The sequence below is a fragment of the Isoptericola sp. Y541 genome, assembly GCF_059445465.1.
This window is the reverse complement of record NZ_JCAIUJ010000001.1, coordinates 891,759-915,180: the sequence shown is the minus strand read 5'-3', so window position 1 is coordinate 915,180 and position 23,422 is coordinate 891,759. Positions and strand designations below refer to the sequence as shown.

General features: G+C 74.9%; 21 protein-coding genes. 15 read left to right on the top strand and 6 right to left on the bottom strand.

The window, feature by feature from the left end; all coding sequences use genetic code 11:
- Positions 1–133: 133 nt before the first annotated feature.
- Together metX and AC1C2V_RS04125 are read right to left on the bottom strand one after the other, a co-directional pair.
- The gene (gene metX / locus AC1C2V_RS04130) at positions 134–1,315 is read right to left on the bottom strand and encodes a homoserine O-acetyltransferase MetX (protein ID WP_495388450.1); all 1,182 of its coding nucleotides are present in this window, start codon (positions 1,313–1,315) and stop codon (positions 134–136) included.
- 101 nt (positions 1,316–1,416) lie between these two features.
- Complete coding sequence (locus tag AC1C2V_RS04125) at positions 1,417–2,790, bottom strand: bifunctional o-acetylhomoserine/o-acetylserine sulfhydrylase (protein WP_495388284.1); 1,374 nt, start codon at positions 2,788–2,790, stop codon at positions 1,417–1,419.
- Positions 2,791–3,172: 382 nt separating this feature from the next.
- Between AC1C2V_RS04125 and AC1C2V_RS04120 the strand changes: the two genes are divergently transcribed.
- Entirely contained in the window at positions 3,173–4,594 is a 1,422-nt protein-coding gene (locus AC1C2V_RS04120; protein WP_495388283.1) for a C40 family peptidase, read from the top strand.
- 97 nt (positions 4,595–4,691) lie between these two features.
- Here AC1C2V_RS04120 and AC1C2V_RS04115 read toward each other — a convergent pair whose 3' ends face one another.
- Positions 4,692–5,753, bottom strand: a complete 1,062-nt coding sequence (locus tag AC1C2V_RS04115) for a zinc-binding dehydrogenase (protein ID WP_495388282.1) — start codon at positions 5,751–5,753, stop codon at positions 4,692–4,694.
- Between the two features lie 4 nt (positions 5,754–5,757).
- Entirely contained in the window at positions 5,758–6,339 is a 582-nt protein-coding gene (locus AC1C2V_RS04110; RefSeq protein WP_495388281.1) for a TetR/AcrR family transcriptional regulator, read from the bottom strand.
- Positions 6,340–6,536: 197 nt separating this feature from the next.
- Between AC1C2V_RS04110 and AC1C2V_RS04105 the strand changes: the two genes are divergently transcribed.
- Positions 6,537–7,364, top strand: coding sequence for an SDR family NAD(P)-dependent oxidoreductase (locus tag AC1C2V_RS04105; protein WP_495388449.1), 828 nt, complete (start codon positions 6,537–6,539; stop codon positions 7,362–7,364).
- A gap of 37 nt (positions 7,365–7,401) precedes the next feature.
- On the opposite strand, the gene AC1C2V_RS04100 is transcribed toward AC1C2V_RS04105, so the two are convergent.
- On the bottom strand, positions 7,402–7,902 hold the full coding sequence (locus AC1C2V_RS04100) for an inorganic diphosphatase (RefSeq protein WP_495388280.1): 501 nt from the start codon (positions 7,900–7,902) through the stop codon (positions 7,402–7,404).
- A 182-nt stretch (positions 7,903–8,084) separates the two neighbouring features.
- On the opposite strand from AC1C2V_RS04100, the gene dacB reads away from it, so the two are divergent.
- Complete coding sequence (gene dacB, locus AC1C2V_RS04095; RefSeq protein WP_495388279.1) at positions 8,085–9,497, top strand: D-alanyl-D-alanine carboxypeptidase/D-alanyl-D-alanine endopeptidase; 1,413 nt, start codon at positions 8,085–8,087, stop codon at positions 9,495–9,497.
- 16 nt (positions 9,498–9,513) lie between these two features.
- On the opposite strand, the gene AC1C2V_RS04090 is transcribed toward dacB, so the two are convergent.
- Positions 9,514–9,918, bottom strand: coding sequence for a GNAT family N-acetyltransferase (locus AC1C2V_RS04090; protein WP_495388278.1), 405 nt, complete (start codon positions 9,916–9,918; stop codon positions 9,514–9,516).
- Between the two features lie 96 nt (positions 9,919–10,014).
- Here AC1C2V_RS04090 and AC1C2V_RS04085 point away from each other — a divergent pair, with 96 nt between their 5' ends.
- The 12 genes from AC1C2V_RS04085 to panC all read left to right on the top strand — a co-directional run bounded on the left by AC1C2V_RS04085 (position 10,015) and on the right by panC (position 23,381).
- Entirely contained in the window at positions 10,015–11,115 is a 1,101-nt protein-coding gene (locus AC1C2V_RS04085; protein ID WP_495388277.1) for a zinc-dependent metalloprotease, read from the top strand.
- 24 nt (positions 11,116–11,139) lie between these two features.
- Positions 11,140–12,585, top strand: coding sequence for a tRNA lysidine(34) synthetase TilS (gene tilS / locus AC1C2V_RS04080; RefSeq protein WP_495388276.1), 1,446 nt, complete (start codon positions 11,140–11,142; stop codon positions 12,583–12,585).
- 3 nt (positions 12,586–12,588) lie between these two features.
- Positions 12,589–13,140, top strand: a complete 552-nt coding sequence (gene hpt / locus AC1C2V_RS04075; RefSeq protein WP_495388275.1) for a hypoxanthine phosphoribosyltransferase — start codon at positions 12,589–12,591, stop codon at positions 13,138–13,140.
- A gap of 113 nt (positions 13,141–13,253) precedes the next feature.
- Positions 13,254–15,323, top strand: a complete 2,070-nt coding sequence (ftsH, locus tag AC1C2V_RS04070) for an ATP-dependent zinc metalloprotease FtsH (protein WP_495388274.1) — start codon at positions 13,254–13,256, stop codon at positions 15,321–15,323.
- A 23-nt stretch (positions 15,324–15,346) separates the two neighbouring features.
- Positions 15,347–15,934: a GTP cyclohydrolase I FolE gene (gene folE, locus AC1C2V_RS04065; protein ID WP_495388448.1), complete on the top strand. Its 588-nt coding sequence runs from the start codon at positions 15,347–15,349 to the stop codon at positions 15,932–15,934.
- Positions 15,935–15,936: 2 nt separating this feature from the next.
- A complete protein-coding gene (gene folP / locus AC1C2V_RS04060) occupies positions 15,937–16,899 on the top strand; it encodes a dihydropteroate synthase (RefSeq protein WP_495388273.1) in 963 nt (320 codons plus the stop codon).
- Positions 16,896–18,725 carry a 2-amino-4-hydroxy-6-hydroxymethyldihydropteridine diphosphokinase gene (gene folK, locus AC1C2V_RS04055; RefSeq protein WP_495388272.1) on the top strand — a complete coding sequence of 610 codons (1,830 nt, stop codon included), beginning with the start codon at positions 16,896–16,898 and terminating at the stop codon, positions 18,723–18,725. The genes folP and folK overlap by 4 nt, the downstream gene beginning before the upstream one ends.
- 1 nt (position 18,726) lies before the next feature.
- Entirely contained in the window at positions 18,727–19,212 is a 486-nt protein-coding gene (locus AC1C2V_RS04050; protein ID WP_495388271.1) for a DUF3180 domain-containing protein, read from the top strand.
- A 95-nt stretch (positions 19,213–19,307) separates the two neighbouring features.
- Complete coding sequence (locus AC1C2V_RS04045; RefSeq protein ID WP_495388270.1) at positions 19,308–19,832, top strand: PH domain-containing protein; 525 nt, start codon at positions 19,308–19,310, stop codon at positions 19,830–19,832.
- Positions 19,833–19,840: 8 nt separating this feature from the next.
- The gene (locus AC1C2V_RS04040) at positions 19,841–21,412 is read left to right on the top strand and encodes a PH domain-containing protein (protein ID WP_495388269.1); all 1,572 of its coding nucleotides are present in this window, start codon (positions 19,841–19,843) and stop codon (positions 21,410–21,412) included.
- Positions 21,409–22,449 (top strand): Rossmann-like and DUF2520 domain-containing protein, encoded by a 1,041-nt coding sequence (locus AC1C2V_RS04035; protein ID WP_495388268.1) that lies wholly within the window; start codon positions 21,409–21,411, stop codon positions 22,447–22,449. The genes AC1C2V_RS04040 and AC1C2V_RS04035 overlap by 4 nt, the downstream gene beginning before the upstream one ends.
- Positions 22,446–23,381, top strand: a complete 936-nt coding sequence (gene panC / locus AC1C2V_RS04030) for a pantoate--beta-alanine ligase (protein ID WP_495388267.1) — start codon at positions 22,446–22,448, stop codon at positions 23,379–23,381. Before AC1C2V_RS04035 ends, panC begins: the two co-directional genes overlap by 4 nt.
- The last annotated feature ends 41 nt before the right edge of the window (positions 23,382–23,422 follow it).

The following is a 23,422-nucleotide window of genomic DNA, read 5'->3' as shown; positions in this document are numbered from 1 at the left end:
GTCGACGCTCGCCCCCTCGCTGGACGAGCCTGTCGAGGCCAAGGCCCTCGGGTTCGACAGGCTCGACCAGCAAGAGGGTTTCGACAGGCTCGACCAGCAAGAGGGTTTCGACAGGCTCAACCGGCGGGAACGCTCAGTCGTCGACGCTCGCCCCCGCGAGGAAGTCGGCGACGATGGGACCGAGCTGGTCAAACTCGATGAGGAAGCCGTCGTGCCCGAAGTCGGAGGTGACGATGCGCAGCGGCTCCGCTCCGGGTACCCAGGCGGCGATACGGCCGGCCTGCTCCGGCGGGAAGAGCCGGTCCGAGTCCACCGCCACCACCAGCGCCCTGGCCGTGATCTGCGACAGCGCCGACTCCACGCCGCCGCGGTCGCGGCCCAGGTCGTGGCTCAGCATCGACTCGGTGAGCACCAGGTAGGAGTTGGCGTCGAACCGGCGGGCGAGCTTGTCGCCGTGGTGGTCGAGGTAGGACTGCACGGCGTACCGGCCGTCGGCCAGCGGGTCCTCGCCGCCCTGCGGCAGGCGCCCGAACCGCACGTCGAGCTCGGCCGACGTGCGGTACGTGGTGTGCGCGATCTGCCGGGCGATCGCGAGCCCGGCGTCCGGCCCGTCGCCCGCTGCGGCGTCGTAGTAGTCGCCGCCGCGCCAGCGCGGGTCGGCGCGGATCGCCCCGAGCTGCGGGTGCGCCCAGGCGATCTGGTCGCCCGAGGTCTGCGCCGTCGTGGCGATGGCGGCGATCCCGTCCACCCCGATCCCCGCGTCGGGCCCGAGCAGCGCCCACTCCAGCACGCGCAGGCCGCCCATGGACGCGCCGACCACCAGCGACCAGCGCTCGACGCCGAGCTGGTGGGCGAGCTCGATCTCCGCGGCGACCTGGTCGCGCGTCGTGATGTGGGGGAAGCGGCCGCCCCACGGCCGGCCGTCGGGGGCGTCGGACGCCGGGCCGGTGGTGCCCTGACAGCCCCCCAGCACGTTGGGGGCCACGACGAAGTACCGGTCGGTGTCGACGGGCGCGCCCGGGCCGATCATGTCCGACCACCACCCGGCCGTCGGCTGGCCGGGGCCGTCGGGCCCGGCCACGTGCGCGTCACCGGTCAGCGCGTGCAGCACGAGGACGGCGTTGGAGCCGTCGGGGGCGAGCTCGCCCCACGTCTCGTAGGCGACGCGCACGTCCGGCAGCACGCCGCCCGCCTCGAGCTCGACCGCGCCGACGTCGGCGAACCGGCGGGCCGCCTCGGGGTCGCCCGCGCGCCAGGCGCCGGAGGCGGGCACGGGCGCCTCTGCCCGCGCCCGCGTGACCGGCGTCGGGCGCACCGTCGGGGCGGTGCCCGCGCGTCGTCCGCCCACGGACCGCACGGTGGGGGCGACGTGCACGCCGGCGCGCCGCACGGGCTGGGGCTGGCGCCCGGACGTCGTCACGCGGCCGCCTCGTCGTTGCCCGTCGTCGCGGGGGACAGCGCGTCGGCCGCCGCGGCGAACCCGAGCTCGAGGTCGGCGAGGATGTCGTCCACCCCCTCCAACCCGACGGAGAGCCGCACCAGCGCGGGCGTCACGCCCGACAGCGCCTGCTCGGCGGGGGTGAGCTGGGAGTGGGTGGTCGAGGCGGGGTGGATGACCAGCGACCGCACGTCGCCGATGTTCGCGACGTGCGAGTGCAGCTGTAGTGCAGAGACGAAGGCGCGTCCGGCGGCGGCGGCCTGCACCGGGTCGGCCAGGTCGAGCTCGAAGGCGACGACGCCGCCCGCGCCCTTCGGCGCGTACTTCCGCGCGTTCTCGTACCACGGGGACGACGGGAGGCCCGCGTAGTGCACCAGGCGCACGTCGTCGCGCTCCTCCAGCCACGCCGCGACGCGCTGGGCGTTGGCCACGTGCCGCTCCACGCGCAGCGACAGGGTCTCGAGGCCCTGCGCGAGCAGGAAGGCGTTGAACGGCGCGATGGCGGGGCCGAGGTCGCGTAGCAGCTGCACCCGCGCCTTGAGCACGAACGCGAGGTTGGCGCCGAGCGCGGAGCCGACGCCGAGGTCGCGGGCGTAGACGAGGCCGTGGTAGCTGGCGTCGGGCTCGTTGAAACCGGGGAAGCGCTCGGGCTGCGCGGCATAGTCGAATGTGCCGCCGTCGACGATGACGCCGCCGATCGCGGCGCCGTGCCCGCCCAGGTACTTGGTGGCGGAGTGCACCACGACGTCGGCGCCGTGCTCGATGGGCCGCACCAGGTACGGCGTCGCGACGGTGTTGTCGACGATCAGGGGGACGCCGACCTCGTGCGCGACGGACGCGACGCCCGCGATGTCCAGCACGTCGGCGCGCGGGTTGGGGATGGTCTCGCCGAAGAACGCCTTGGTGTTCGGCCGCGCGGCGGCGCGCCAGGCGTCGAGGTCGTGCGGGTCGTCGACGAAGGTGGTCTCGATCCCGAGCCGCGGCAGCGTGTGGTGCAGCAGGTTGTACGTGCCGCCGTACAGGCTCGGGCTGGCCACGAGGTGGTCGCCGGCCTGCGCGACGTTGAGGATCGCCAGGGTCTCGGCGGCCTGGCCGGAGGCGACGAGCAGCGCGCCGACGCCACCCTCGAGGTCCGCGATACGGGCCTCGACGGCCTCCTGCGTCGGGTTGCCGATGCGCGTGTAGATCGGGCCGAGGTCGGCCAGCGCGAACCGGTCGGCGGCGACGTCGGCGCTGGGGAACTCGAAGGACGTGGTCTGGTAGATCGGCAGGGCCCGGGCGCCGGTGGTGGCGTCGGGGGACTGGCCGGCGTGGATCTGGCGGGTCTCGAAGGTCCAGCTCGACGTGGTCATGACGTGCTCCCGGGGCTCGATGTCGGCTCGTTTGTCGGCTCGTTCGGCGGTGATCGGGCCGCGGTGCTCCCAGGGGCCTGCGCGTCTGGGGCGGGCCGCGGCGGTCGGCTGCGCACGCGGAGCGGATGGCTGGGTCGACGAGCGGCCGCAGGCAGGCGAACGTGCGCGGAGGTCAGCGGCACATTCGGCAGGTCATGCCCACGACGGTAGCCCGGGGGCCGGCAGGGCGATACCCGCGTCTTGCCATGTGGGACCAGGATGTGGACGGCGTGTCGGCTTGCCGGAGGGTCGTGGGCCGTGCTTTCGGGTGGCGCTGCCGGTCGGCGTGGGTGAGCCTGGGCGAGGTTGCCCGCAGCACGCCTGCCCAGGGGAGGAGCAGAGCATGGCTCGCACCGCACGCTCCCGCCGCACCGGAACGGTGACGGCGCTGGTCGCCGTCGTGCTGCTCGGGGGGTCGCCCGCCGGTGGCGCCGCGTGGGCCGACCCGCCGTCCGATGACGACATGGCCTCGGCGCACGCTGCCGAGGACGCCGCCCGCCTGGACGTGGCCGGGGCCGAGTCCCGGCTCGACGCGATCCGGGGCGAGCTCTCGCGGGCGGAGGCGACGGTCCAGACGGCCGCCGAGGACTACTCCGAGGCGCGCGAGCTGCTCGCGACGGCGAAGCAGGCCACCGAGGACGCGCGCGAGCGCGCCGACCAGGCCCAGGCTGCCGAGACGCGGGCCCGGACCTCCCTGGCCGAGGCGTACCGCACGACCGCCCGGGCGAGCGAGTCCGCGCTGGGGCCGCTCGACGTGGTCGCCGGGGCGCGCGACGTCGGGGACGTCGTGTCCACCGAGTCGGCGCAGCGCGCCGTCGACCGGAAGGTCTCCGGCGCCCTGGCCACCCAGGCGGACCTCCGCGCCACGGCGCGCAACGCCGACGCGCGCTGGGCGGCCGCCCGCGCCGAGCAGCAGGAGGCCAGCGAGGCCGCCGAGGCCGCGTTCGCCACCGCGCAGCGCACCGCCGACGACCTGGCCGCCCGGACGGCGGCGGCCGAGCAGGAGCGCGACCGGCTGTTCACGCGCCTCGCCGACCTGCGCAGCACGACCGTCGAGCTCGAGCGGCAACGCGAGGAGGAACGGCAGGCGCGCGCCGCGGCCGCGCGGGAGGCGGCGGCCCGTCAGGCGGCGCAGGACGCGGCGACGTCGACCCCCGCCGACGAGCCCGCGCCGCAGGACGACGCGCCGTCATCGCCCGCCGACGAGTCCGCGGACGAGCCCGCCGCCCAGCCGGAGCGGGACGCCGGCGGGTCGGACGAGGGGTCGTCGTCCGGGGGCGGCGGGCAGGGTGACGGCGACCGGGCCGACGAGACCCCGGAACCGGAGCCGACCCGGACCCGCGAGCCGGAGCCCGAGACCGAGACGCCGCCGGTCAGCGGCGTCGGGCAGGGCAGCGCGGCGCAGGGGCGCGAGGCGCTGTCGTGGGCGCGCTCGAAGATCGGCACCGCGTACCAGTGGGGCGGCGACGGCAACCCGGGTTACGACTGTTCGGGCCTGACCTCGGGGGCGTGGAACGCGGCCGGCGTGTGGATCACGCGCACCTCGCGGTCCCAGTACCTCACCGTCGGCAAGGTCTCGTACGACACCATGCGGCCGGGCGACCTCATCTTCTACGCCAACGACACGTCCGACCCGTCGACCATCCGGCACGTCGCGGTCTACGCGGGCGGCGGCAAGATGGTCGAGGCCCCGCGCCCCGGCCTCACCGTCCGGGAGACGCCGATCCGCTGGGCCGAGGTCATGCCGTACGCCGGCCGCCCCTGAGCCGTTGTGGGTGCGATCGTGGGCCGGCCAGACCATCGTCAACTGGTGCACGCGCCCGCCGTCGGTCATGAGCCGGCGATGTCGATCATCGGGTGCGTTACGGCCGGAGCAGCACCTTGGTGGCGCGGCGCTCGTCCATCGCGGCGTACGCCTCGGCGACGTCGGCGAGCGGCAGCTCGAGGTCGAAGACCTTCCCGGGCCGGATCGCGCCGGACATGACCTCGGGCAGCAGCGTCTCCATGTAGCGGCGCGCGGACGCCATGCCGCCGCCGATGGTGAGGTTGCGGTCGAAGAGCCGCCGCACGCTCAGCTCCGGCCCGCCGTTCGGCACTCCGACGAAGCCGATGCGACCACCGCCGCGCACGACGTCGAGCGCGGTGTCCATCGACTGCTTGGTACCCACGCACTCCAGGGCCGCGTCGGCGAGGTTCCCGCCCAGCAGGTCGCGCACGGCGGCGAGCCCCTCCTCGCCACGCTCGGCGACCACGTCCGTCGCGCCGAACTCCCGGGCGAGCGCGGCGCGGTCGTCGTGCCGGCTCATCGCGACCACGCGCTCCGCGCCGAGCAGCCGGGCCGCGATCACGCCCGACAGCCCGACCGCGCCGTCGCCCACCACGACGACGGTGTCGCCGTCGGAGACGTGGGCGGAGAACGCCGCGTGGTAGCCGGTGGACATCACGTCGGCGAGGGACAGCAGGTGCGGGACGAGGCCCGCGGCCTCGAGCTCGGCCTCGGTGCGGCCCACGGGGAACAGCGAGTGCTGCGCGAGGGGGATCCGCACGCGCTCGCCCTGCGCGCCGTCGACCGGGTGACCCTCGCGGTCCGTCGAGCCGAAGCCGGTCACCAGGTCGCAGGCGGCGGGGTAGCCGGCGCGGCATGCCTGGCAGACGCCACAGCTCATCGTGAACGGCAGGATCACGAAGTCACCCACCTCCGCGGAGGTCACCTCCGCGCCCAGCTCCTCGACGACGCCCACCAGCTCGTGCCCGATGGGGCGGGGCTTCCGGACAGGGGTGACGCCGCGGTACGGCCAGAGGTCGGAGCCGCACACGCAGGCGGCGACGACGCGGACCACGGCGTCGTGAGGGGTGAGGATCCGGGGGTCCGGGCGCTCCTCGACGCGGACGTCGCGGGCGTCGTGGATCACGGCAGCAAGCATGGGCTCACCGTAGACGTCCGCGGGAGCGATCGGCCCCGCCGGCCTCCGGGTCGGCGAGGGCACGCACCACGGCGGCGGAGCGCGGGGCGAGCGCGTCCTGCTCGACGCGGCCGAGCAGCGTGCCCGGCACGATGCCACGCATGACCGCGACGCCCAGCACCCAGGCGACGAGGAGCTCGGCGCGCAGCTCTGCGTCCTCGCCGTCGAGCTCCCCGGCGAGCTCGTCGAGGTAGGGCCCGCAGACCGCGGCCTGCAGGCGGGCCTCGCCGGCGGCGCGGCCGCCCGAGCGCAGCAGCGCCGCCAGGGGTCGGGCGCCGTCGGGCGGGAAGGCGACGAGGGACAAGAGCCGGTCCACGAACTCCTGCGGGGGGAGGCCGAGCGCGCTCTGGGGGTCCTCGTCCGCGGTGGCGGCCACGAAGAGCCCGTCCTTCGAGCCGAAGTACCGGAAGACGAGCGCGGCGTCGACGCCGGCGTCGGCCGCGACGGCCCGCACGCTGGTGCCCGCGTACCCGTGCTCGGCGAACCGCCGGCTTGCGGCCAGCAGCAGCCGGGCCCGCGTGGCTTCCTTGTCCCGTCGTACGACCATGCCCACGACGCTAAGTCATCACTCGTTGACTTGTCGAGGGCGCGCTCCCTAGCGTCGACGGCACTGCCGGGGCCGCCGCGGTCCGGGCCACGACGAGGGAGCGCACATGGGCACGACGAAGGGCGGCGGGGACACGACCGGCACGACCGGCACGACCGGCACGAACGGCGCGACCGGCGCGACCCGCGCGAACGCCGCTGGGGACACGCAGGACGACGGTCGTCGCGGGCGGCACGGCCGGGCTCGGGCTCGGCATCGCGCTCGCCCGGCTGGACGCCGGGGACGCGGTGACCGTCGTCGGTCGTGACCCGCGGCGCGGGGCGGCGTTCCTCGCGCGGGCCAGAGCCGCGGGCGCCGACGACCGGGCAGGCTTCGTGGCGGGAGACCTCACGACCGCCGCGGGGACCTGGGACGTCGTGGAGCGCGTGCAGGAGCGGCATGACGCCGTCGACGCGCTGGTCGTCACCGCATACGCGCCGCAGCTGCGTCGGCGCGCCACCCCCGAGGGCGTCGAGGTCTCGCTGTCCCTGTACTACCTCGCGCGCCGGATCCTCGGCGAGGGGCTCGCACCGCAGCTCGACCGGGCGGAGCGGCCGGTGATCGTGAGCCTCAACGGCGTCGGGGTCGTGCACGGCCGGATGCACTGGGACGACCTCATGCTCGAGCGCGGCTACCGCGTCGCCGAGGCAACCAAGCAGGGCGGGCGGGCGGCCGAGCTGCTCGCCGTCGCGCACGCGGGCGCGACCCCGCCCCGTCGGGCCCGGTACGTGCTGGCGCACCCGGGGTACACCCGGACCGCCGCCACCGGTCTCCCGTGGCCGGCGCGCGCCCTGTCCCGGGTGATGGGGCTCGCCGCGCAGCCGGTGAGCCGCGCGATCGAGCCGATCCTCGCCCTGATCGAGGTGCCACCCGCCGACGCGCTCACCGCGATCGACCGCGGCCGCCCCGTCGACGTCGCGTCGTTCGCCGACGCCGCTGAGGCCGCGCGCCTGGAGGAGGTCATGGCGCCGTACGCGAGCGCCTGAAACAGATCAGGTCGGCAGACGGCGGCCCTGAGGTGAATCAGTGGCCGTCGTAGTAGCCGGTGTCCTTGGCGCGCTGGAAGGAGCGCACGACCTCGGCCTGGGCGTCCTCGCGACCGACCCAGTGGGCGCCCTCGACGGACTTGCCGGGCTCGAGGTCCTTGTAGACCTCGAAGAAGTGCTGGATCTCCAGGCGGTGGAAGTCGGAGACGTCGTCGATGTCCTGGCGCCACGCCGCGCGCTGGTCGCCGGTGGGGACGCACAGCACCTTGTCGTCGCCGCCGGCCTCGTCGCGCATGCGGAACATGCCCAGGGCGCGGCAGCGGATCAGGCAGCCGGGGAAGGTCGGCTCCTCGAGTAGCACGAGCGCGTCCAGCGGGTCGCCGTCCTCGCCGAGGGTGCCCTCGATGAACCCGTAGTCGTCCGGGTAGCGGGTGGAGGTGAAGAGCATGCGGTCGAGGCGGATGCGACCGGACGCGTGGTCGACCTCGTACTTGTTGCGCTGGCCCTTCGGGATCTCGATCGTGACGTCGAACTCCACTGTTCCTCCATGCTCGGTGGCGGGCATGCCCGGTGCAGACGCCCTGTCAAAGTGTGCCACGAGGGGCCCGCAAACCGGCTCGTGGGCTGGCGCCGAGCCGCCCCGGGACGTGGGATGATACGCACTGAGCACGGCACGGGACCCGATCTGTGACGATGCTCACCGACACGAGGAGGGGCCGCATGGGGTGGCGGGCGAGCGTCGGCGCCACCGTCACGACAGTGGTCGTGCTCTTCAGCGGATACCTCGTCGCGGACGCCTACGACGTCGTCCCCGGCATGCTCACCACCGCGGCGCCCCCCGCGGCGCCAGCCCCCTTCCCCTCCGCTCCGGGCGCCACGACCGGTCCCGAGCTCGAGCGCTCCCTGCCGGACCTCCCGTCCGACGCCCCCGAGCCGGAGACGGCGGCCGTCGGCAAGCTCGTGAAGGAGCTGGCGGGCGACAAGCGTCTGGGCAAGCGGGTGAGCGCGTTCGTGACCGACGCGGCCACGGGCGAGGTGCTCGGTTCGACGGCGCCCGACAAGGCGATGGTGCCGGCGTCGATCCAGAAGCTGCTCACCGCCGTCGCCACCCTCGAGGGGCCTGGCGGGGACACGACGCTTCCCACGACGGTCGTGCTCGACGGCGACTCCCACCTGGTGCTGGTCGGCGGCGGCGACATGCTGCTCGCCGCCGGCGCCGGCGACCCGGACGCCGTGAACGGCCGCGCGGGCCTGGGCGACCTCGCCGACCAGGTGGCGGGCCAGGTGCTCGTGACCGGCCAGGACACCGTGACCCTCAGCCTGGACGACACGCTCTTCACCGGACCGGCGGTGCCCGCGTCCATCCCGAAGGCCGACGTCAAGGACGGCTACACCGCGCCCGTGGCGGCGCTCGCGGTCGACGTCGCGCGGACCACCGACGAGGAGTACGCGCCCCGGGAGGAGGACCCGGCGGCGGCGGCCGCCGCGACGTTCGCGAAGGCGCTCGCCGAGCGCGGCGTGTCCGTGCGGGGGGACGTCTCTCGCGCCTCCGCGCCGTCGTCCGCCCGGGAGGTCGGCCGGGTGGAGTCGGCGCCGCTGCGCGACGTCGTCGGCGACATGCTTCGCCGGTCCGACAACACGATCACCGAGGTCATGGGGCGGATCGTGGCGATCGACGCTGGCCTGCCGGGCACCGGCGAGGACGCGATCCGGGCCGTGCTCGCCGGCAACGACGACCTCGGGGTCGACATGGAGGGCGCCAAGCTCGTCGACCTCTCCGGGCTCGGCCGTGGCTCGCGGCTCTCGGCGCGGCAGCTGGGGGGCGTGCTGGGGCTCGCCGTCGACCCCGACCGCCCGGCGCTGCGCGACGTCGCCGACGGGCTCGCCGTGGCGGGGCTCAACGGCACGCTCCACGACCGCTTCGCGCAGGGCAACCCGGGCCGCGGGTACGTGAACGGCAAGACCGGCAGCCTGCCGAACGTCACCAGCCTGGCGGGCACCGTCGTGACGGCGGACGACCGACTCCTCGTGTTCGTCACCATGGCGGACAAGGTGCCCGACGGCGGCGCGTACGGCGCGCGGGTCATCTTCGACAACTTCGCTGGCCAACTCGCCGACTGCGGCTGCCGCTGACGCTCGTCGACTGCTGCTAGGTGAGCTGCAGCAGGCCGGCGGCGGTCGTGCGGAACCCGCAGGCGTCCAGGTAGAACCGTGCCCGGTCGGCCTCGAAGTCGACGTGCAGCCAGGCGCAGCCGTGATCACGGGCGGCGCGGGCGGCGGCGGCCACCAGGGCTCGCCCGATGCCGTGCCCCTGCCGTGCGGGTTCGACGACCGTGTCGAGCAGCACCGCGTGCTGTCCGCCGTCGCCGATCACGTTGACGAACCCGACAAGCACACCGGCCGGGTCGATCGCGGTGACCCAGGTGAGGCTGTGGCGTGCGAGTCGCTCCGACCAGCCCTCGATCGCCTGGCCCGGGTTCGCGAACGCGCGCGCGTGCAGGTCCGAGAGCGCGGCGTCGTCGACCGGGCCCCGTACGACGAGAGCGATGTCCATCGCGGAACCCTATGCCTCCGCCGACCTGTGCCTCCGCCGACCTGTGCCTGCGCCGGCGGGTGCGGCCCTCGACCCGAGGGTGGTTACCGTGGTCCCGTGACCACCCCCGCCCGCGCCGCCGAGCCCCTCCTGGACTGGACGGCGGCGGCGCAGATCGCGGGCCGCCTCGCCCGCCCCGGCGCGACGGCCCCCCGCGACGAGCTGGACGAGCTCGTGGCCGGGCTGCGCACGGCCGCCGGCGCCTCCGTCGGGCACGTGCTGGAGGTCACCGGCATGCAGCCGGCCGGCCCGCAGGCCGCCGACGGCGGCCTGGGCGACGTGCACGTCGTGGACCGGGTCGGGTGGACGCGCGCGAACGCGCAGTCGATGCGTGCGATGACGGACCCGGTCATGACGGCGCTGGCCGCCGACGTGCCGTCGATGTCGCAGGCCGCCCGGTTGGCCGGCGCCGCCGAGGTCGGCGGCCTGCTGGCGCTGCTCTCGGGCCGGGTGCTCGGCCAGTTCGACCCGTACGGGGTGGGCCTCGCGGAGGGGCGCGGCAGGCTGCTGCTCGTCGCCCCCAACGTGCTGCAGGTGGAGCGGGCGCTCGGCCTGCGCCCGCGCGACTTCCGCCTCTGGGTGTGCCTCCACGAGCAGACGCACGCGATGCAGTTCGCCACCGCGCCCTGGCTCGCGGGCCACCTGGTGGGGCGGGTCGGCGACCTGCTGCACGGGGTCACGGAGTCCTCCGTACGGATGGCGCGCGCCCCGCTGCGACAGAAGCTCGCGGTGGTCGGCCGCACGGCGCTGCGGGCGGTGCGGGGGGAGCTCGTCACCCCGCTCGACGGCGTCCTCGGCCCCGAGCAGCGGCGCGAGCTCGAGGAGATCACCGCCGTGATGGCGCTGCTGGAGGGCCACGCCGACGTGATGATGGACGCCGTCGGGCCGCGCGTCGTGCGCACGGTCCGCACCATCCGTGCCCGGTTCGAGAAGCGTCGAGACGGCGAGGGCGCGCCCGCCCTGGACGTCGTGCTGCGCCGGGTGCTCGGCATGGACGCCAAGCTCGCCCAGTACCGCGACGGCGCCGCGTTCGTGCGCGACGTCGAAGAACGGGTGGGGCGCGAGGGGCTCAACGCCGTGTGGACCGACGCCGCGCACCTGCCGTCCGCCCGCGAGATCGCCGACCCGCGCGCCTGGGTGCGCCGCGTCCACGGCTGAGGCCGGGTGCGGGGGCGAGAAGAGATGGCACGCGTCGACCCGGCGCTCGCGGCGGCCCGTGGGGCCGTGCGCGCCGAGCTTGCGGACCTCGCGGACCTGGCCGATGCGGGCGGCCTGACGCCGGGCGGGCTGGTGCTCGTCGCCTGCTCCGGGGGTGCGGACAGCCTCGCGCTGGCCGCGGCGACCGCGGACGAGGCGCGGCGCGTGGGTCGGTCGGTGCGCTCGCCCGGGTACGAGGTGCGGGTGGGCGCGGTCGTCGTCGACCACGGGATGCAGCCGGGCTCGGCCGAGGTGGCCGCCGCCGCCGCCGCGCGGTGCCGGGCGCTCGGCCTGGACCCCGTGCTGGTGCGCCGGGTGCGGGTGGCCGGGACGCCCGGCTCCGGCGGGCCCGAGGCCGCGGCCCGCGAGGCCCGGTACGCCGTGCTCGACGACGTGGCCCGCGAGACCGCCGCCGCCGCCGTCCTGCTCGGCCACACCCTGGACGACCAGGCGGAGTCGGTGCTGCTCGGCCTGGCCCGGGGGAGCGGGGCGCGGTCGCTCGCGGGGATGCCGCGGCGGCGCGGGCTCCTGCGCCGGCCGTTCCTCGGCCTGCGCCGGGCGCAGACGGAGGCCGTCTGTCTCGCCCTCGGTCTCGACTACTGGACCGACCCCACCAACCTGCTCCCGGCCGACGGCGGGCCGGCGCCCGCCAGGACGCGCGTGCGCGGCGCCGTCGTGCCGGTGCTCAAGGACGCGCTCGGGCCGGGCGTCGTGGAGGCGCTCGCGCGCACGGCCGGCCAGCTGCGCGACGACGCCGACCTGCTCGACGCGCTCGCCGCCGACCTGCTCGAGGCGTCGTCGGTCGAGCCTGTCGAGATGCCCTCGTCGGTCGAGCCTGTCGAGACGCCCTCGTCGGGCGAGCCTGTCGAGACGCCCTCGTCGGTCAAGCCTGTCGAGACCACGGACCAGGTTTCGACAGGCTCAACCAGCGGCGGGGTTTCGACCCTTCGACAGGCTCAGGACGGCGCAGGCTCAACCAGCGGCGGGGTTTCGACAGGCTCAACCAGCGGCGGGGTTTCGACCCTTCGACAGGCTCAGGACGGCGCAGGCTCAACCAGCGACGGGGTTTCGACCCTTCGACAGGCTCAGGACGGCGCAGGCTCAACCGGCGGGATCGTGCTCGACGTCGGGCCGCTCGCGGAGGCGCCCCCGGCCCTGCGACGCCGGGCCCTGCGCGCCGCGGCGCTCGCCGTCGGCTGCCCGCCCGGGGCGACGACGGCGCGGCACGTGGACGCCCTGGAGGCCCTCGTTGTCTCGTGGCATGGGCAGGGCGACGTCCACCTGCCGGGCGACGCTCGCGCGCTCCGCGCGTGTGGCAGGCTCTACCTGCGCCCTGCCGGGCCGGGACCGGACGAGCCCGGTTCGTCCCGGACAGGGCCGGCGCACCCCCAGCCCCGCACCCCAGCCCCCATCCCGCTCTTCGAGGAGTGAACCGTGGACCAGTCGGACGTCTCAGGCGACCTCGCCAACATCCTGCTCACCGAGGAGCAGATCGGCAGCAAGCTCGACGAGATCGCCGCGCGGATCGACGCCGACTACGCAGGCAAGGACCTGCTGCTGGTCGGCGTCCTCAAGGGCGCGGTCATGGTCATGGCGGACCTCGCCCGCCGCCTGCACCACCCGGTGCACATGGACTGGATGGCGGTGTCCTCGTACGGGTCGGGCACCAAGTCATCCGGGGTCGTGCGCATCCTCAAGGACCTCGACGCCGACCTCACCGGGCGCAACGTGCTCGTCGTCGAGGACGTCATCGACTCCGGGCTCACGCTCTCGTGGCTGGTCACCAACCTTCGGTCCCGCGGGCCGGCATCCGTCGAGATCGCGGCCATGCTCCGCAAGCCCGACGCGGCGAAGGTCGACGTCGACGTCCGGTACGTCGGTTTCGACATCCCGAACGAGTTCGTCGTGGGCTACGGCCTCGACTACGCGGAGAAGTACCGGAACCTGCCGTTCGTGGGCACCCTCGCACCGCACGTCTACAGCTGAACGCGGCCATCGCGCCCTGGGCGAACACCCACAGTTCGTCCACACCCAGCGTGTAGCGTCGTGATCCACACATTGCCCGACGGAAGGGAAGCGGGGAGCCGTCCCCGTCGCCGATGAACATCAAGAAGATCCTGAGCGGCCCGATCATCTGGATCGTGGTCGGCCTCCTCCTCGTGTCGCTGGCCTTCAGCGCGTTCAACACGGATCGCGTGTCCCGGATCGAGACCTCGCAGGGCCTCGAGCTGCTCGCCGGCGACACGGTCGACCACGCCCTGATGGTGGACGGTGAGCAGCGCGTCGAGCTCGAGCTGAGCGAGAAGTACGTCACCGACTCGGGCAAGGACGACGAGCAGGACCACGGGACGAAGGTCGAGTTCTTCTACGTCCAGCCGCAGGGCGACGCCGTGGCGACCGCTGTCGAGGCCGCTGACCCGCCGGACGGCTTCAACTCCGAGGTGCCGCAGCCGAGCTTCTGGAGCTCGATACTCTCCTTCATCATTCCGTTCCTCCTCATCGGCGTGGTCTTCTGGTTCATCCTGTCGCGCATGCAGGGCGGCGGGAGCCGCGGCGTCATGGGCTTCGGCAAGTCGAAGGCCAAGCTCGTCTCCAAGGACATGCCGCAGGTGACGTTCGCGGACGTCGCGGGCGTCGACGAGGCGGTCGAGGAGCTGCAGGAGATCAAGGAGTTCCTCGCCGAGCCGGCCAAGTTCCAGGCCGTGGGCGCGAAGATCCCCAAGGGCGTGCTGCTGTACGGCCCGCCCGGCACCGGCAAGACCCTGCTCGCCCGCGCCGTCGCCGGCGAGGCGGGGGTGCCGTTCTACTCGATCTCCGGCTCGGACTTCGTCGAGATGTTCGTCGGCGTCGGCGCGTCCCGCGTGCGCGACCTGTTCGAGCAGGCCAAGAACAACTCGCCGGCGATCATCTTCGTGGACGAGATCGACGCCGTCGGCCGCCACCGCGGCGCCGGCATGGGCGGCGGGCACGACGAGCGCGAGCAGACGCTCAACCAGATGCTCGTCGAGATGGACGGCTTCGACGTCAAGACGAACGTCATCCTCATCGCGGCCACCAACCGGCCCGACATCCTGGACCCCGCGCTGCTGCGCCCGGGTCGCTTCGACCGGCAGGTCGCCGTGGAGGCGCCGGACCTCAAGGGCCGCGAGCACATCCTCCAGGTGCACTCGCAGGGCAAGCCGATGGTCGAGAGCATCGACCTGGCCGTCGTCGCGCGCCGCACCCCCGGCTTCACGGGCGCCGACCTGGCCAACGTGCTCAACGAGGCCGCGCTGCTCACCGCGCGCAGCGGCGCCCAGCTGATCGACGACCGCGCTCTGGACGAGGCGATCGACCGCGTCATCGCGGGCCCGCAAAAGCGCACCCGCGTGATGCAGCTCAAGGAGCAGAAGATCACCGCGTACCACGAGGGCGGGCACGCCCTGGTGGCGTCCGCGATGCGCTACACGGACCCCGTCACGAAGGTGACGATCCTGCCGCGCGGGCGGGCCCTCGGCTACACCATGGTGATGCCGATGGAGGACAAGTACTCCACCACCCGCAACGAGCTGCTGGACCAGCTCGCCTACGCGATGGGCGGCCGCGTGGCGGAGGAGATCGTCTTCCACGACCCCACCACGGGGGCCAGCAACGACATCGAGAAGGCGAGCGCGATCGCCCGCAAGATGGTCACCGAGTACGGCATGAGCGAGAAGGTCGGCGCCATCAAGCTCGGCACCGGCTCGGGCGAGCCGTTCATGGGCCGCGACATGGGGCACACGCGCGAGTACTCCGAGGCCGTCGCCGGCATGGTGGACCACGAGGTGCGCAAACTCATCGAGTCGGCGCACGACGAGGCGTGGGAAGTGCTCACCCAGTACCGCGACGTGCTCGACGACCTCGTGCTGCGCCTGCTGGAAAAGGAGACGCTGAACCAGTCCGAGCTCGCCGAGATCTTCGCCCCGATCACCAAGCGCGAGCCGCGCGACGTGTGGCTCTCCAGCGAGCAGCGCACCGTGCACACCCGCGGGCCCGTGCTGACCGACGCCGAGAAGGCAGCGGCGAACGGCAACGGCCAGCCCGTGGTGCCGCAGGACGAGGCCGCGCTCGCCGGCGAAGAGGACCTGCAGGAGGCGGGGCCCGGCCTCGGCACCGACTCGGAGCCCCCGGCGGCGGGAGACCGCCGGTGACCGACCCGGTGACGGACCTGGGCATGCGCGCGGCCGCGGACGTGCCGGCGTACGACTCCGCCCGCGCGGAGGCGGCCGTCCGCGAGTTCCTCCTCGCGGTCGGCGAGGAGCCGGACCGCGAGGGGCTGCGCGAGACGCCGGCGCGCGTGGCGCGCGCCTACCAGGAGATCTTCGCCGGGCTCCGTCAGGAGCCGGAGGACGTGCTGACCACCACCTTCGACCTCGGCCACGAGGAGATGGTGCTGGTGCGCGACATCGAGGTGTACTCGACGTGCGAGCACCACCTGGTGCCGTTCCACGGCGTCGCGCACGTGGGGTACATCCCCAGCACGGACGGCCGGATCACGGGGTTGTCGAAGATCGCGCGCCTCGTCGAGATGTACGCCCGGCGCCCGCAGGTGCAGGAGCGCCTCACGACCCAGATCGCTGACGCGATGGTGCGGATCCTCGAGCCGCGCGGCGTGCTGGTCGTGGTGGAGTGCGAGCACCTGTGCATGTCGATGCGCGGGGTGCGCAAGCCCGGTTCCCGGACGGTCACGTCGGCCGTGCGGGGCATCATGCAGAACCCGGCCACCCGAGCCGAGGCCATCGGCCTCATCTCGGGGCGCTGAGCGTGCACCCGCGCGACGCGGCGGTCGCCGGGCTGCCGGAGCTGTCCGGCGTCGGCCGCTGCCTCGTGATGGGCGTCGTCAACGTCACGCCCGACTCGTTCTCCGACGGGGGGCAGTGGTTCGACGCGGATGCCGGCGTGCAGCACGGCCTCGACCTGCTCGCCGACGGCGCGGAGATCCTGGACGTCGGAGGCGAGTCGACCCGGCCGGGATCCGCCCGCGTGAGCGAGGCCGAGGAGCTGCGCCGGGTGATCCCCGTGATCGAGCGGTTGGCGGCGCACGGCGCCGTGGTGTCGGTCGACACCACCCGGGCGTCGGTCGCCGAGCGCGCCGTCGCCGCGGGCGCGCGGATGGTGAACGACGTCTCGGGCAGCTACGCCGACCCGCGCATGGGCCACGTCGTCGCCGACGCGGGGGTCGCGTACGTGGCGATGCACTGGCGCGGCCACGCGGACGTCATGGACGGCCTCGAGGTGTACGACGACGTCGTGGCCGAGGTGCGCGACGAGCTCGCGGGGCGCATGGACTCCCTCGTCGCGGCGGGGGTGCGCCCGGACCAGGTGGTGCTCGACCCAGGCCTGGGCTTCTCGAAGGCAGGGGTGCTGAACTGGCCGATCCTGGCCCACCTGGAGGCCCTGCACACCCTCGGTCGCCCGGTCCTCGTGGGGGCGTCGCGCAAGCGATTCCTGGGGCACCTGCTCGAGGGGACGCGCGGCCTGCCGGCCGACGAGCCTGCCCCGCCCCTGGAGCGCGACGCCGCGACCGCGGCGATCTCCGCGCTCGCCGCGGCGGCCGGCGCCTGGGCGGTCCGCGTGCACGCCGTGCGGGCGAACGCCGACGCCGTCCGCGTCGCGGACGCCTGGACGGCGTCGGATGTGAAGGATGCCGGGACGACCGCATCGGCGCGCAGCATCGGCGCCGTGGGCGGGTCAGGAATTATTGCTGAGGAGGAGGACCCCTCGTGACGTTCGCCGCAGCCGTCCCGGGACCGGACGGACAACCGCTCGACCAGATCCGCCTCGCAGGCGTCACGGCGACCGGCCACCACGGCGTGCTCCCGCACGAGCGCGTGGAGGGCCAGGTCTTCAGCGCGGACGTCGTGCTGCACCTGGACACGCGGACGGCAGCCACGTCGGACGACCTCGCCGCGACGGTGAGCTACGCCGAGGTCGCGCAGGATGTGCACGACGTGCTCGCCGGGTCGCCGGCCGACCTGATCGAGACCGTCGCGGAGCGGATCGCCGCCGTTGTGCTGTCCCGGCCTGCCGTGCACGCCGTCGACGTGCGCGTGCACAAGCCGCAGGCGCCCATCCCGGTCCCGTTCGACGACGTGGCGGTCGTGGTGCGTCGCGACCGGTCGCGCCCCCCGGTCGTGCCCGCTGCGCCGCCGGCCGCCCTACGACCCTTCGACGAGCTCAGGACGGCGCAGGCTCAGGAACCGCCGGCCGAGGCCACGCCCGCCCTTCCGCAGGCACCGGCGCCGCCCGTCGAGACGCCTCCCGTGGCGCCGGTCGCCGTCGCTGTCCCCGGGTCGATGATCGACGCCGTGCCGGACCTCGTGCCCGCGGCCGTGCCGTCGGCCCCGGTCCCCGCGGCCACCCCGCTCGAGCCGGAGCCCGAGCGCCCGGCGGCGCCCCCGGCCGACCCCCTCGACGCGAGCCCGGCCGAGCCCGTCGACGCCGTGCTGGCGCTGGGGGCCAACCTCGGCGACGCGCAGGTCACGCTCCGCCAGGCGGTGACGGACGTCGACCGCGTCCCGGGCGTCCAGGTCATGGAGGTCTCGCCGCTGGCCCGCACTGCGGCCGTGGGCGGGCCGGAGCAGCCGGACTACCTCAACGCCGTGCTCGTGGTGCGCACCACGCTGTCGCCGCGGGACCTGCTGCGCGGGGTCCAGCAGGTCGAGGCCCAGCACGGTCGCGTCCGCGAGGATCGGTGGGGGCCGCGCACGCTCGACGTCGACATCGTGCAGTACGGCACGCTGGTCGCCCACGCGCCCGACCTCGAGCTGCCGCACCCGAGGGCGAAGGAACGGGCGTTCGTGCTCGTGCCCTGGGCCGAGGTGACGCCCGACGCCGTGCTCGGCGGCGGGGGCGGTGGGCCCGTCGCGCAGCTCGCCGTGACCGCGCCGGACCGCGCCGGCATCCGCTGGCTCGCGCTCGACTGGCTGACCGGGCCCACGCAGACCACGGGGCAGGTCTCCGCGGAGGCGGCCGACCCGGTGCCGTCCGCCCCCGTGCCGCAGTCGTCGGCGGCCGAGCCGGCCGCGCCCGGCGTCGAGCCGGGCGCCTACGAGCCTCCCGTGGCCGAGTCGCCCGCCGTCGAGCCCCGGGCGGTTGAGCCCCGGGCGGTCGAGCGCCGGGCGGTCGAGCCGCCCGCCCCCGAGCCTCGCGCGGCCGCGGTGCCGCCTGACCAGGGTCCGTTCGCGCCTCCGCCGTTGGCGCCGTCGTCGTTCGAGCCGTCGTCGTTCGAGCCGTCGTCGTTCGAGCCGGAGCCGCAGTACCCGTCGGAGGCGTACGAGCCGGAGTCGCAGTACCCGTCCAAGTCGTACCAGGCGGAGCCGCAGGCACCGGAGCCGTACGCCCCCGGGCAGTACGTGCCGGAGTTCGTGCCCGAGCCGCTCTCGCCGGAACCCGTGCTCCACGAGCCCGTGCCGCCGGCCCCCGTCGCCGGGCCGACCGCGGCGCCGGACCCGTTCGCGCCGCGACCCGTCGACGGCCCCACCGCGCAGTATCCCGCCGTGTACCGGGACGAGACTCGTCCTCAGGCGTGGGACGAGGGGGTCGACCGCTGATATGCGTCGTACCTCGGTCGGCATGCTCGGCCTCGTCGCGACCGTGGTGGCGGTCGGCGGCGCCGGGCTGCTGCGGCTGTTCGAGTCGCGCGGCGTGTACCTGCCCACGGTCGCGTGGGTGGAGGACGTCGCGATGCTCGCCCTCGCCGTCGGCATCTTCTGGGCCGGCTGGGCGGTGCGTGCCTACCAGAAGGGCGACCGGCCGGGCCTGGACCCGCTGCGGGCCGCCCGCACGTTCGTCCTGGCCAAGGCCGGGGCGCTGACGGGGGCGCTGCTCGCCGGCCGGTACGTCGCGAGCGTGCTCGTGGTGCTCGGGCAGCTGCACATCGAGGCCCGACGCGACCAGGCGGTCGCCGCCGGGATCGCGGCCCTGTGCGCCGTCGTGCTGTGCGTGGTGGGCCTCGTCGTCGAGAAGTTCTGCCAGCTGCCGCCGCCGGACGACGCCGAGGGCGAGGGCAAGGAGCAGGCCGACCCGTTGCCGTCCTGACCGGTGGGCGGGTCATCCTTCCGACCGACCCGCGGCGCCGGCCGCTGCGACGGACGGTCGATGTCGCTCCCCCGGGGGGATGGAAGGATGGGCCCATGACCAGCCTCCCCGCGGGCCCCGACCCGTCGGCCGCGCCGCAGACCGGACCGTTCGACCCGCCGGACGTCGCCTGGCAGGGCGTCTCGCCCCGGCTCGTCCCCGCCCGGCTCGTCTCGACGTCCGTGACCCTGGCGGTGCCGATCGTCGCCGGCGCGGTGCTCGCCATCCTGTTCTCGCCGTGGTTCTGGCTGCTCGCCGGGGTCCCGGCGGCCCTGCTGCTGTGGGCGGTGCTCCTGGTGCCCCGCCAGGTGCGCGCCATCGGGTACGCGGAGCGGGACGACGACCTGCTGATCCGCAAGGGCATCATGTTCCGCTCGCTCGTCGTCGTCCCCTACGGCCGCATGCAGTACGTGGACGTGGAGGCTGGCCCGCTCGACCGGAAGCTGGGCATCGCGAAGGTGCAGCTGCACACCGCGTCGCCCGGCACCGACGCGGACATCCCGGGCCTGGTGCCCGACGAGGCCGAGCGGCTGCGCGACCGGCTCACCGCGCGGGGCGAGGCGCGGCTGGCGGGCCTGTGAGCGCCCAGATGCCGGAGCCCGTACCCGGGGACGCCGCCGGAGTTGTCAGCGGCGGGGACGTCATCAGCGGGGACGTCAGCAGCGGGGAGGCGCACCGCGACCTGCAGTGGCGCCGTGTCCACCCCGTCACGCCGTTCGTGCGGGGCTGGGCGGCGATCGTCGCCGTCCTCGTCATCGCCGGCCAGCAGGTGCTCGACGACGTGGCGAGAGCCGTCCAGGCCGCCGGCGCGATCCGCGGGCTGTGGTGGATCGTGCTGCTCGGGGTGGTCCTGCTCGTGGGGATCATCTTCGGGTACGCCGCACTCGCATGGCGCATGACGGCGTACGCGGTGGACGACGACGCCGTGCACCTGCGCAAGGGCATCTTGTTCCGCCAGCAGCGGCACGCGCGGCTCGACCGGTTGCAGGCCATCGACGTGCGCCAGCCACTGCTCGCCCGGCTCTTCGGTCTGGCGGAGCTCCGGCTCGAGGTGGCGGGCGGCTCGGACTCGGGGGTCGCGATCGGCTTCCTCAAGGAGGCGGACGCCCAGCGCCTGCGCGCCGACCTGCTCGCCCGCGCGGCGGGGGTCAAGGCCCGCGGCTCCGGCACTGCTCCGGTGGTTGAGCCTGCTGCTTCGGTGGTTGCTGGCGAAACCACGTCCCAGGTCTCGACCGACGGGGAAGACGATGTGGCCCCGGAGGCGCCGGAGCGCCAGGTCTACGACGTGCCGCCGTCGCGGCTGCTGCTCTCGCTGCTGCGCACGCCGGGGGTGTGGATCGCGGTGCTGGCGCTGCTTGGCGTGGGCGTCGCGGTGCTCCTGACCCGTGAGGTGAGCATCCTCTTCTCCGCCCTGCCCGCCGTGCTCGGCGTCGGCGGCTACCTCTTCCAGCGCTTCGCGGGCGAGTTCGGTTTCCGCGCCGCGCTCTCGCCGGACGGGATCCGCCTGCGCCACGGGCTGCTCGAGACGCGCGCGCAGACCATCCCGCCCGGGCGGGTGCAGGCCGTGTCGCTCACCCAGGGCCCGTGGTGGCGCGGGCCCGACTGGTGGCGGGTCAAGGTCAACGTGGCCGGGTACGGCGGCGGCGACGGCAACAAGGGGGAGCAGCAGCACGTGCTGCTGCCGGTCGGGCCGCGCGAGCAGGCGCTCACCGCGCTGTGGCTGGTGCTGCCGGACCTCGAGTTCGCGGAGCCGGAGCAGACCCTCGCCCTCCTCCACGAGGCCCTGGCCGGCGACGCCCGCACGGACCGGTGGTTCGTCACGAGCCCGCGCCGCGCGCGGCTGCTCGACCCGTGGAGCTGGCGCCGCAACGGGTACGCGGTCACCGGGCGGGCGCTGCTGGCCCGGGGCGGCAGGTTCGTGCGCCGGCTGGAGGTCGTGCCGCACGAGCGGACGCAGTCCCTCGGGCTCGTGCAGGGGCCGTGGCAGCGCCGCCGGCGGCTCGCGTCGTTCGCGCTGCATTCGACGCCCGGCCCGATCAGCCCGGTCGTCTACCACCTGGACGAGGGCGATGCGGCGCGGCTGCTCGGGGAGCAGTCCGACCGGGCGCGGGTGGCGCGCGCGCACGCCGGGCCGGAGCGCTGGATGGAGGGGCGGCCATGAGCGAGCCCGCGGACGACGGCCTGGTGCCGCCCGGCGCGCGGCCCGGTCGCCTCGGCGTCGGCATCGTGGGCGCCGGCCGGGTGGGGGCCGTCCTCGGCAGCGCGCTGCGCGCCGCCGGGCACATCGTGGTCGGCGCCAGCGGCGTCAGCGAGGAGTCCCGGGAGCGCATCGCGACCCTGCTGCCGGGGGTGCCGCACCTGGAGGTGCAACAGGTCGTGGAGCGCGCCGAGATGGTGCTGCTCGCGGTGCCCGACGACGCGCTCGCGGACGTCGTGTCCGGGCTCGCGGCCCTCGGCGCGTGGCAGCCCGGCCAGCTCGTGGTGCACACGTCCGGCCGGTACGGCGCGGGGGTGCTCGACCCGGCGCGCCGGGCGGGCGCGATTCCGGTGGCCCTGCACCCGGCGATGACGTTCACCGGCACGTCGCTCGACCTGCACCGGCTCGAGGGCAGCACCTTCGCCGTCACCGCCCCGGCCGCCGTCCAGCCCATCGGGCAGGCGCTCGTCGTCGAGGTCGGGGGCGAGCCGGTCGTCGTGGCGGAGGAGGCCCGCGGGCTGTATCACGCGGCCCTCGCGCACGGCGCGAACCACCTGGTGGTGCTGGTGGCGCAGGCCGCGCAGGCGCTCGAGGCCGCCGGGGTCGAGCGGCCGGGCCGGGCGCTGGCCCCGCTGCTGTCGGCCGCGCTCGACGGCGCCACGCGCGCCGCCGACGTGCGCGACGGCGTCGGGCCGGGCGCGATCACCGCGCTCACCGGGCCCGTGTCGCGTGGCGACGTCGGCACCGTGCGCGCGCACCTCGACGCGCTGCGCGGGCTCGCGGCGTCGACCGGCGCCACCGACGTCCCGGCCTCGTACACCGAGCTGGCGCGCGGGGCCACCAGCCGGGCCCTCGCCGCCCACCGCATCGACGACGCGGCCGCCCGGGCCCTGCTCGACGCGCTGGCGCCACCGGCGCCGCCCCACCCCGACGACCCGCACCCCGACGACCCGCACCCCGACGACCCGCACCGCGTCGATCCACCCCAGGAGCCACGATGACCGCCGAGACCTCGCCGACGGAGCCGACGGAGCAGCCCGCCGTCGTGCGCACGCGGGGTGAGCTGCACGACGCGCTGACCGCCTGGACGCTGTCCGGGCCGGAGCCGACCGACCGCCGGGCGGTCGTCATGACGATGGGTGCCCTGCACGACGGGCACCTGCAGCTGGTACGCCAGGCTCGCGAGGCGGCCGGGGCCACCGGTCAGGTGGTGGTGACGATCTTCGTCAACCCGTTGCAGTTCGGCGCGGGGGAGGACCTGGACCACTACCCGCGGGACCTCGACAGCGACGTCGCGAAGCTGGCCACCGCGGGCGCCGACCTCGTCTTCGCGCCCACCCCCGACGTCGTGTACCCGGACGGCGACCCGATCGTGCGGGTGTCGGCCGGCCGCATCGGCGAGGTGCTCGAGGGCGAGTCCCGCCCCGGGCACCTGGACGGCGTGCTCACCGTGGTGCTCAAGCTGATGCATCTCACGCGGCCCGACGTCGCCCTCTTCGGGGAGAAGGACGCGCAGCAGCTGCTCGTCGTGCGGCGCATGGTCCGCGACCTGGACGTGGACGTCGAGGTGCGCGGCGTCCCGACGGTGCGGGAGGCGGACGGCCTCGCGATGTCGTCGCGCAACGCGTACCTGTCCGACGACGAGCGCGCGCTCTCGCTCTCGCTGTCCCGGTCGCTGCGGGCGGGCGCGGACGCGGTGGCGGAGGGCGCCGTCGCGGTGCTGGACGCCGCCTCGGGAATCCTGAAGGGGGTCGTCGGGGTTGACGTGGATTACCTCGCACTCGTCGACCCGACTACCGTGTCCCCGGTCCCCGCGCACTTCCGGGGCCCGGCGCTCCTCCTTGTGGCGGCGCGTGTGGGCACCACCCGACTGATCGACAACCAGGCCATGGACCTCGGCCAGGAGAATCCCCGTGACAGAGCACGCGACTGAGCACGTGACCGAGCACACGACCGAGCACACGACCGGGCGCC

Excerpts from the sequence above, each read along its gene's own strand:
- AC1C2V_RS04110 (WP_495388281.1), bottom strand. The coding sequence starts at position 6,339 with ATGGTCGTACGACGGGACAAGGAAGCCACGCGGGCCCGGCTGCTGCTG.
- dacB (WP_495388279.1), top strand. The coding sequence starts at position 8,085 with ATGGGGTGGCGGGCGAGCGTCGGCGCCACCGTCACGACAGTGGTCGTG.
- AC1C2V_RS04090 (WP_495388278.1), bottom strand. The coding sequence starts at position 9,918 with ATGGACATCGCTCTCGTCGTACGGGGCCCGGTCGACGACGCCGCGCTC.
- tilS (WP_495388276.1), top strand. The coding sequence starts at position 11,140 with ATGGCACGCGTCGACCCGGCGCTCGCGGCGGCCCGTGGGGCCGTGCGC.
- AC1C2V_RS04125 (WP_495388284.1), bottom strand. The coding sequence starts at position 2,790 with ATGACCACGTCGAGCTGGACCTTCGAGACCCGCCAGATCCACGCCGGC.
- folE (WP_495388448.1), top strand. The coding sequence starts at position 15,347 with ATGCGCGCGGCCGCGGACGTGCCGGCGTACGACTCCGCCCGCGCGGAG.
- AC1C2V_RS04035 (WP_495388268.1), top strand. The coding sequence starts at position 21,409 with ATGAGCGAGCCCGCGGACGACGGCCTGGTGCCGCCCGGCGCGCGGCCC.
- AC1C2V_RS04115 (WP_495388282.1), bottom strand. The coding sequence starts at position 5,753 with ATGCTTGCTGCCGTGATCCACGACGCCCGCGACGTCCGCGTCGAGGAG.
- AC1C2V_RS04050 (WP_495388271.1), top strand. The coding sequence starts at position 18,727 with ATGCGTCGTACCTCGGTCGGCATGCTCGGCCTCGTCGCGACCGTGGTG.
- AC1C2V_RS04120 (WP_495388283.1), top strand. The coding sequence starts at position 3,173 with ATGGCTCGCACCGCACGCTCCCGCCGCACCGGAACGGTGACGGCGCTG.
- AC1C2V_RS04045 (WP_495388270.1), top strand. The coding sequence starts at position 19,308 with ATGACCAGCCTCCCCGCGGGCCCCGACCCGTCGGCCGCGCCGCAGACC.
- ftsH (WP_495388274.1), top strand. The coding sequence starts at position 13,254 with ATGAACATCAAGAAGATCCTGAGCGGCCCGATCATCTGGATCGTGGTC.
- AC1C2V_RS04040 (WP_495388269.1), top strand. The coding sequence starts at position 19,841 with ATGCCGGAGCCCGTACCCGGGGACGCCGCCGGAGTTGTCAGCGGCGGG.
- panC (WP_495388267.1), top strand. The coding sequence starts at position 22,446 with ATGACCGCCGAGACCTCGCCGACGGAGCCGACGGAGCAGCCCGCCGTC.